9 protein-coding genes are annotated in these 6,705 nt (G+C 62.9%); 6 read left to right on the forward strand and 3 right to left on the reverse strand.

What is annotated here, in order from left to right; all coding sequences use genetic code 11:
* Window positions 1-93: 93 nt before the first annotated feature.
* The 5 genes from KF827_RS16490 (at window position 94) to KF827_RS16510 (ending at window position 3,758) form a co-directional block, all read left to right on the forward strand.
* The gene (locus tag KF827_RS16490; RefSeq protein WP_291007685.1) at window positions 94-510 is read left to right on the forward strand and encodes a rubrerythrin family protein; all 417 of its coding nucleotides are present in this window, start codon (window positions 94-96) and stop codon (window positions 508-510) included.
* A 90-nt stretch (window positions 511-600) separates the two neighbouring features.
* A complete protein-coding gene (locus tag KF827_RS16495) occupies window positions 601-1,968 on the forward strand; it encodes a heterodisulfide reductase-related iron-sulfur binding cluster (protein WP_291007687.1) in 1,368 nt (455 codons plus the stop codon).
* Between the two features lie 26 nt (window positions 1,969-1,994).
* On the forward strand, window positions 1,995-2,585 hold the full coding sequence (locus KF827_RS16500; RefSeq protein WP_291007689.1) for a DUF3501 family protein: 591 nt from the start codon (window positions 1,995-1,997) through the stop codon (window positions 2,583-2,585).
* Window positions 2,586-2,682: 97 nt separating this feature from the next.
* Window positions 2,683-3,150: a mobile mystery protein A gene (locus tag KF827_RS16505; RefSeq protein WP_291007691.1), complete on the forward strand. Its 468-nt coding sequence runs from the start codon at window positions 2,683-2,685 to the stop codon at window positions 3,148-3,150.
* A 26-nt stretch (window positions 3,151-3,176) separates the two neighbouring features.
* On the forward strand, window positions 3,177-3,758 hold the full coding sequence (locus tag KF827_RS16510; protein WP_291007693.1) for a mobile mystery protein B: 582 nt from the start codon (window positions 3,177-3,179) through the stop codon (window positions 3,756-3,758).
* 10 nt (window positions 3,759-3,768) lie between these two features.
* Here the strand turns inward: KF827_RS16510 and KF827_RS16515 are convergent, their stop codons facing one another.
* Both KF827_RS16515 and KF827_RS16520 read right to left on the reverse strand, forming a co-directional pair.
* The gene (locus KF827_RS16515) at window positions 3,769-5,094 is read right to left on the reverse strand and encodes a hemolysin family protein (protein ID WP_291007695.1); all 1,326 of its coding nucleotides are present in this window, start codon (window positions 5,092-5,094) and stop codon (window positions 3,769-3,771) included.
* Window positions 5,095-5,253: 159 nt separating this feature from the next.
* On the reverse strand, window positions 5,254-5,655 hold the full coding sequence (locus KF827_RS16520; protein ID WP_291007697.1) for a RidA family protein: 402 nt from the start codon (window positions 5,653-5,655) through the stop codon (window positions 5,254-5,256).
* A gap of 131 nt (window positions 5,656-5,786) precedes the next feature.
* Between KF827_RS16520 and KF827_RS16525 the strand changes: the two genes are divergently transcribed.
* Entirely contained in the window at window positions 5,787-6,176 is a 390-nt protein-coding gene (locus KF827_RS16525; RefSeq protein WP_291007699.1) for an MAPEG family protein, read from the forward strand.
* A 40-nt stretch (window positions 6,177-6,216) separates the two neighbouring features.
* On the opposite strand, the gene KF827_RS16530 is transcribed toward KF827_RS16525, so the two are convergent.
* Window positions 6,217-6,702, reverse strand: coding sequence for an N-acetyltransferase family protein (locus KF827_RS16530; RefSeq protein WP_291007703.1), 486 nt, complete (start codon window positions 6,700-6,702; stop codon window positions 6,217-6,219).
* Between the last annotated feature and the right edge of the window lie 3 nt (window positions 6,703-6,705).

Genomic DNA, 6,705 nt, shown 5'->3' on the forward strand with positions numbered 1-6,705 from the left:
TCATAATTCCGGCCGTTCCTCGCGCCCCATTTTCCGCGAGTCCCGCCGGCCCGGATTTACCTGGCCGGTATTCAAGCCAGGAGGAATGACACCATGCCCGCTCTTAACGGCACCAAGACCCACGGCAACCTGAAGGATGCTTTCGCCGGCGAAAGCCAGGCCAACCGCCGCTATCTGTATTTCGCCCAGAAGGCCGACGTGGAAGGCTTCAACGATGTCGCCACCGTGTTCCGCTCCACCGCGGAAGGCGAGACCGGCCATGCCCATGGCCATCTGGAATTCCTGGCCGAAGTGGGCGATCCTGCCACCGGCGAGCCGATCGGCTCCACCGCGAAGAACCTGAAGGCGGCGATCGTCGGCGAAACCCACGAATACACCGACATGTATCCGGGTATGGCCAAGACCGCCCGCGAAGAAGGCTTCGACGAGATCGCCGAATGGTTCGAGACCCTCGCCAAGGCCGAGAAGAGCCATGCCGGCCGCTTCCAGAAGGCGCTCGACACCCTCTAAGCCTTAAGGCTTGCATCTGCGGGAGCCGGTTCGTCGCCGGCTCCCGTCTTTACCTTGATATAATGACTTCGCCCGCAGGGAGCCCCAACCATGCGTGAAGGCAGTCTCGAAGCGCCGACCCGGCATCCGCTCGACTGGAATAATCCCGACTTCTACGACATGGAGAAGATCGACGCCGAGATGCGGCGCATCTTCGACATCTGCCATGGCTGCCGCCGCTGCTTCAACCTGTGCGACTCGTTCCCGCGCCTGTTCGATCTGGTGGATGAATCCCCCAGCGGCGAACTCGACAGCGTGGACTCAAAAGATTTCAAGCCGGTGGTGGATGCCTGCACGTTGTGCGATCTGTGCTACGTGAACAAATGCCCCTATGTGCCGCCGCATGAATTCAACCTGGATTTCCCGCATCTGATCCTGCGCTATCGCGCAGCCGAACGCGCCCAGGGCAAGAAGGATTTCATCGGCGACCAACTGAGCCAGACCGACCGCAACGGCATGCTGGCCGGCCTGGTGGCGCCGATCGCCAACTGGGCCACCGAACGCGGCAACGGCCTTGCCCGCCCGCTGCTGGAAAAACTTGGCGATATCCATCACGACGCGGCGTTGCCGAAATTCCATGGCAAGAGCTTCACGGCCTTGGCCAAGAGCGATGTGCCCGCCACCAATGCAGCCGCGCCGGCTGCCGGCAAGCGCCGCGCGGTGCTGTATGCCACCTGCTTCGTCAATAACAACAATCCCGATATCGGCGTGGCCGCCCAGCGCATCCTGGCGCATAACGGCGTGGAGCTGCGCGTGGAATATCCCGGTTGCTGCGGCATGCCGCGGCTGGAACAGGGCGATATTTCCGATGTGGCATCGAAGGCGCGCCATGTGGCATCCGCGCTGGAAAAATACGTGGACGAGGGCTGGGATATCGTGGCGCTGATTCCCTCCTGCGCGCTGATGCTGAAGAATGAATGGCCGCTGATCCTGCCCGACGACGAGAAGGTGAAGAAGCTCGCCGCCGCCACGGTGGACGTGTCGGAATACATCGTCGACATCGCCCGCAAGGAAGGCCTGGCGCCCGGGCTGAAGCCGCTGGAAGGCGGCGTCACGTTGCATCTGGCCTGCCATGCGCGCGCGCAGAATATCGGCGCCAAGGCAGCCGATATGCTGCGGCTGATTCCCGATAGCGAGATCGGCGTGATCGAACGCTGCTCGGGCCATGGCGGCTCGTGGGGCGTGCGCAAGGAGTTTTTCGAGGTCGGCATGAAGGTGGGCAAGCCGGTGGCGCGTCAGGCGCTGAAGGAAGCCCGCGCCCATGTCGCCTCGGAATGCCCGCTGGCAGCCTTGCATATCGTGCAGGGCATGGAGCGCGAGGCGGCCGGCAAAGCGAACGAGGCCGGGGCCGCCGCGCCGAAAGTGCCGCCGCCCAGCCACCCGCTGGAATTGTTGGCCAAGGCTTACGGCCTTATGTAATCCGGTCTTATGCGAGTAGCGAAACCATGACCCTGCGCACCACCATCACCCGCGCCGACATCCTGCCGATGGATGCTTTCATCGCGCAGCGCAAGGAAGCCCGCGCCCGCATCGTGGCGATCAAGCGCGACCGCCGGGTTTCGCTGGGGCCGCATGCCACCTTCTATTTCGAGAATTACGATACGATGTGGTGGCAGATCCAGGAGATGCTCTACATCGAGAAGGGCGGCGAGGAGCAGTTGGCCGACGAGTTGGCGGCCTATGCGCCGCTGGTGCCGAAGGGCTCGGAACTGGTAGCCACCTTCATGATCGAGGTAGACGATCCGCCGCGCCGCGCCCGCGTGCTGGCCTCGTTGGGCCATATCGACCGCCATCTCTATATCGAGTTCGGCAGCGAGAAGGTTTATGCCGTGGCCGAGGACGATGCCGAACGCACCCGCGAGGACGGCAAGACCTCGGCAGTGCATTTCCTACGCTTCCCGTTCAGCGCCACGCAAGTCGCCGCTTTCCGCCAGCCGGGTAGTCGCGTGCTGATCGGCTGCGACCACGAAAATTACGGCCATCTGGCCGTGATGCCGGAAACCGTGCGCGCCTCGCTGGCCCAGGATTTTGCTTAACGGTCAGAATTGTATACTTATTTGTTGACATTATAATCAATAAAGCATACCTATTTGTTGACCATATATTGTTGTTGTCAACAAATAGGTATGCGAAATGACCCTAAAACCAGTGGTCGTTCAACAATATCAATCTCTTGTGGGTAAAGCCGCAGCAACAGCCCAAACCCTACCCAAACCACCGGAGGGCTGGCTGCGTAGCATGCGCAAGGCCCTGGGCCTGTCCGGCGCCCAGCTGGCCCGCCGCATGGGTGTAACCCGCGCCCGGATAGCTAAGGCCGAGCAGGCGGAAAAGCTTGGCGGCATCACCCTGAAATCCATGCAAGACGCCGCCGACGCCATGGGCTGCCGCTTTGTCTACGCCATCGTACCGGCTAATGGCAGCAGCGAAGATTTGATTCTGGTCCAGGCGCGCAAGAAGGCTCGAGCCATCGTGGGTACCGCCAGCGGACATATGGCGCTGGAGAACCAGGCATTGCCAACCGAACGGATCACCAGGGAAATCGAACGGCTGGCGCAGCAATTGGCCCGCGAGATGCCGCCCGGCTTCTGGGACGATCCGTAACGTCATCCGCCACGCAATATCCAGCCATGCACTACCCAGAGGGTGCCACCCCGCTCGATCCCGACGAAATGGAAGGATTGCGCTTCCGGCATGTGACCACACGGGAACAGCTGGATGAACTGGAACAGGCCAATATCCAGAGCGGCCTGCTCTGGCTGGCCCGCCAACGGCGCACCGACAAACTGACCGACGCTTTCGCCATCGCGCTGCATAAGCGCCTGTTCGGCGATGTATGGCACTGGGCCGGCGCATTCCGCAGAACAGAAAAGAATATCGGTATCGATCCGCTGCGCATCGGCGTCGAACTGCGCATACTGATGGATGATGCGCGCTATTGGCTGGCGCACGAAACCTTCGCGCCGCTGGAGGCGGCCATGCGGCTGCATCACCGTCTGGTATGGATTCATCCGTTTCCGAATGGCAATGGCCGCCACGCACGTATCATGGCGGATATCATGATGCAGCAGCAAAAGGCGGCTGCGATCAACTGGACCGGCGGGCATGACCTGCAGAGGATAGGCCCACGGCGGCAAGCCTATATCGCGGCATTGCGTGCCGCCGATACCGGCGATATGGCACCGTTGCTGGCCTTCGCCGCGGCTGGGTGAAGCGCCTAAGCTACTTCGCCGGCATGATCGCCGGCTGTTCGGCCGCGTCGCGCTGGAACAGCAACTTGTCGATGCGGCGGCCATCCATGTCCAGCACTTCGATACGCCAGCCGCGCCAATGCACATGGTCGCCGGCCACCGGCAGGCGGCCGAAACGGGCCAGCGCGAAACCGGCCACGGTGTCGTAATCCTCGTCGTCCGGCGGCTCCAGGCCGAAGGCTTCGCCCAGCAAATCGCGCGGCATCACACCATCCACCAGCCATGAGCCATCCTCGCGCTGGGTGAAATAGGGCTGCGGTGCGCCACCCGGCGAGGCCAGTTCGCCAACGATGCTTTGCAATACGTCGGACGACGATATCATGCCCTGCAGCACGCCGAATTCATCCACCACCAGCACCACGCCCATCGGGGCATGGCGCAGATGTTCCAGGGCATCCAGCACATCGGCGCTATCGGGGATCACCGGCGCCACGCGCAAAAAGCCGATCAGGCTTTCCGGCTGCCGGCCATCCAGCATGGCATCCAGCACATCCTTGGCCACCACCACGCCTTCGGCATGGTCGATATTGCCATGGCCGGCGGGCAGGCTGGCATAGGGGCTGGCCCGCAGGCGGTCCAGCTGCTTTGCCACCGGGGCATCGAGATCAACCCAATCAAGATCGGCGCGCGGCGTCATCACCGAACGCACCGTGCGGTCGCCCAGCCGCATCACGGCGGCGATCATGGCGCGTTCGGCGGGTTCCACCACGCCGGCGCTTTCGGCTTCCGCCACCAGGGTCTTGATCTCTTCTTCCGTCACCCGCTCGGCGGATTGCTGCTGGCTGCCGAACAGCTTGAGGCAGAGCCTGGCGGAAAAATCCAGCAGCGACACCGCCGGCGCCGCCACGCGCGCCATCACCATCATCGGCCCGGCCACCATCATCGCCATCCGCTCGGCATTGCGCAAAGCGATCTGCTTGGGCACCAACTCGCCCACGATCAGCGACAGATACGTCACTGCCGTCACCACCAGGGCGAAGGCAACGCCATCGGCCCAGCGTTCGCTGAGCAGCGGAAACAGGATCTGCAGGTAATCGCCGAAGCGGTCGGCCAGGGTGGCGCCCGAAAAGGCGCCGGCCGCCACGCCCACCAGGGTGATGCCGATCTGCACCGTCGAGAGGAAGCGGCCGGGATTTTCCGCCAGCCGCAAGGCGGCCTCGGCGCCGCGATGGCCGCGCGAAGCCAGCAATTGCAGCCGCGAGCGGCGCGCGGAAACCACGGCCAGTTCGGACAGAGCCAGAAAGCCGTTGAGCAGCACCAGCCCGAAGATCAGGCCGATTTCAGCAGCAAGCGGCATGGCCCACCTGCTGGAATGTGCAACGGGGAGAATGCCGGCTCAGCATATGAGGATGCTGGGCCAGCCGACTAGAAGAAGGGTCGGGATCAGGCATGGCGGCGATTATATAGGGTGTCGCGGCCGAAGTCCAAGAGGTGGTCTTTATCTTTTTATTATCAATTACTTGCGGGCCGCCACGGCCTCGATTTCGATCAGCCATTCCGGTTTCATCAGGCGGTGCACGAACATCGCCGTGGAGGTGGGCCGGGCGCCTTCCATGAAGCGTTCGCGGATGGTGCCCAGTGCCAGCCGCATGGCGTGGTTGATCTCCACCGTCTGGGCATAATAGATCGTCACCTTCACCAGATCCGACGGCTCCATATGGGTGGAGCGCAGAATCCGGCCGATATTGGTCCAGGCCATCTGGGCCTGTTCGAGAATGCCGATGCCGGTGCGGCCGGTGGCATCCACGCCCACCTGGCCGGAGATATACAGCAGCCGCGCTTCGGCCTGCACCTCGATGGCCTGGCTGTAGGGGCCGGCAGGTGCCATGGCTTCCGGCGGATTGAGTTTTCTCTGCATGACACCCCCTGGCGAACTCCGCCGCATGAATTCAACTGTACTAACGTTGCGCATAAAGCCAGGACGCGGCAAGCTTGATCGACCGAACCTATCCTTTTGGAGTAGAAGCTTTTTTCAACGGAGCACCGCTCATGACAACCGATCTGCTGATGCTGATATCCAGCGCCGTGCTCTGCCTGGCCCTGGCGCTGCCCTACTCGCTCGGCTTCATGCTCGAACGCGGGCTTTACATCATGGCCGGCAACCGCGAAGACTTTCCGCCCGGCAAGGGCTGGGTTGGCCGTTCCCATCGCGCCCATCTCAACATGGTGGAAAACCTGATTCCGTTCGCGGCCCTGGTGCTGGCCGCCCATGTGAGCGGCAAGGCCGATGGCTGGAGCGCGCTGGGTGCGCAGATCTTCTTCTACAGCCGCCTAGCCCATGCCGTGGTGTACACCGCCGGCATTCCCTGGCTGCGCACCCTGGCCTATATCGGCGGCCTGCTTGGTTGCGCCCTGGTGCTGTATGCGCTGATCCGCTGAAACAGCGGCGGGCTTACACTGGCGGCGTGGTATCGCGGGCTTACACTGGCGACGTGCTGTCGCCGGGACCGATCGGGCGCTGCATCAGCACGCTATCCACCCAGCGGCCGAATTTGAAGCCGATGCTGGGCAGCGTACCGATCATCTCGAAGCCGCAAGCCGCGTGCACGCCGATGGACGCGTGGTTGGCGCTGTCGCCGATCACCGCCACCATCTGGCGATAGCCGCGCTTGGCGCATTCATCAATCAGCGCTTCCAGCAGCCGCTTGCCCAGGCCGCGCCTGGTACCATCGGCCCGCACATAGATCGAATTCTCCACCGAGAAGCGATAGGCCGGGCGGGCGCGATAGGCGCCGGCATAGGCATAACCCTCCACCCGGCTATCGGCCTCGGGACCATTCACCTCGGCCACCAGATAAGGATAGCCCGCCGCCATCAGGGTTTCAAAACGCCGCGTCATCTCGGCCAGGTCGGGCGGGCTTTCCTCGAAGGAAGCCAGCCCGGTGGCCACATGATGGGCATAGATTTC

Source organism: Ferrovibrio sp., from assembly GCF_019636075.1.
Lineage (GTDB): Bacteria > Pseudomonadota > Alphaproteobacteria > Ferrovibrionales > Ferrovibrionaceae > Ferrovibrio.

What these genes read in the sequence shown, in the direction of transcription:
- KF827_RS16490 (WP_291007685.1), top strand. Translation starts at nt 94, where the DNA reads ATGCCCGCTCTTAACGGCACCAAGACCCACGGCAACCTGAAGGATGCT.
- KF827_RS16495 (WP_291007687.1), top strand. Translation starts at nt 601, where the DNA reads ATGCGTGAAGGCAGTCTCGAAGCGCCGACCCGGCATCCGCTCGACTGG.
- KF827_RS16500 (WP_291007689.1), top strand. Translation starts at nt 1,995, where the DNA reads ATGACCCTGCGCACCACCATCACCCGCGCCGACATCCTGCCGATGGAT.
- KF827_RS16505 (WP_291007691.1), top strand. Translation starts at nt 2,683, where the DNA reads ATGACCCTAAAACCAGTGGTCGTTCAACAATATCAATCTCTTGTGGGT.
- KF827_RS16510 (WP_291007693.1), top strand. Translation starts at nt 3,177, where the DNA reads ATGCACTACCCAGAGGGTGCCACCCCGCTCGATCCCGACGAAATGGAA.
- KF827_RS16515 (WP_291007695.1), bottom strand. Translation starts at nt 5,094, where the DNA reads ATGCCGCTTGCTGCTGAAATCGGCCTGATCTTCGGGCTGGTGCTGCTC.
- KF827_RS16520 (WP_291007697.1), bottom strand. Translation starts at nt 5,655, where the DNA reads ATGCAGAGAAAACTCAATCCGCCGGAAGCCATGGCACCTGCCGGCCCC.
- KF827_RS16525 (WP_291007699.1), top strand. Translation starts at nt 5,787, where the DNA reads ATGACAACCGATCTGCTGATGCTGATATCCAGCGCCGTGCTCTGCCTG.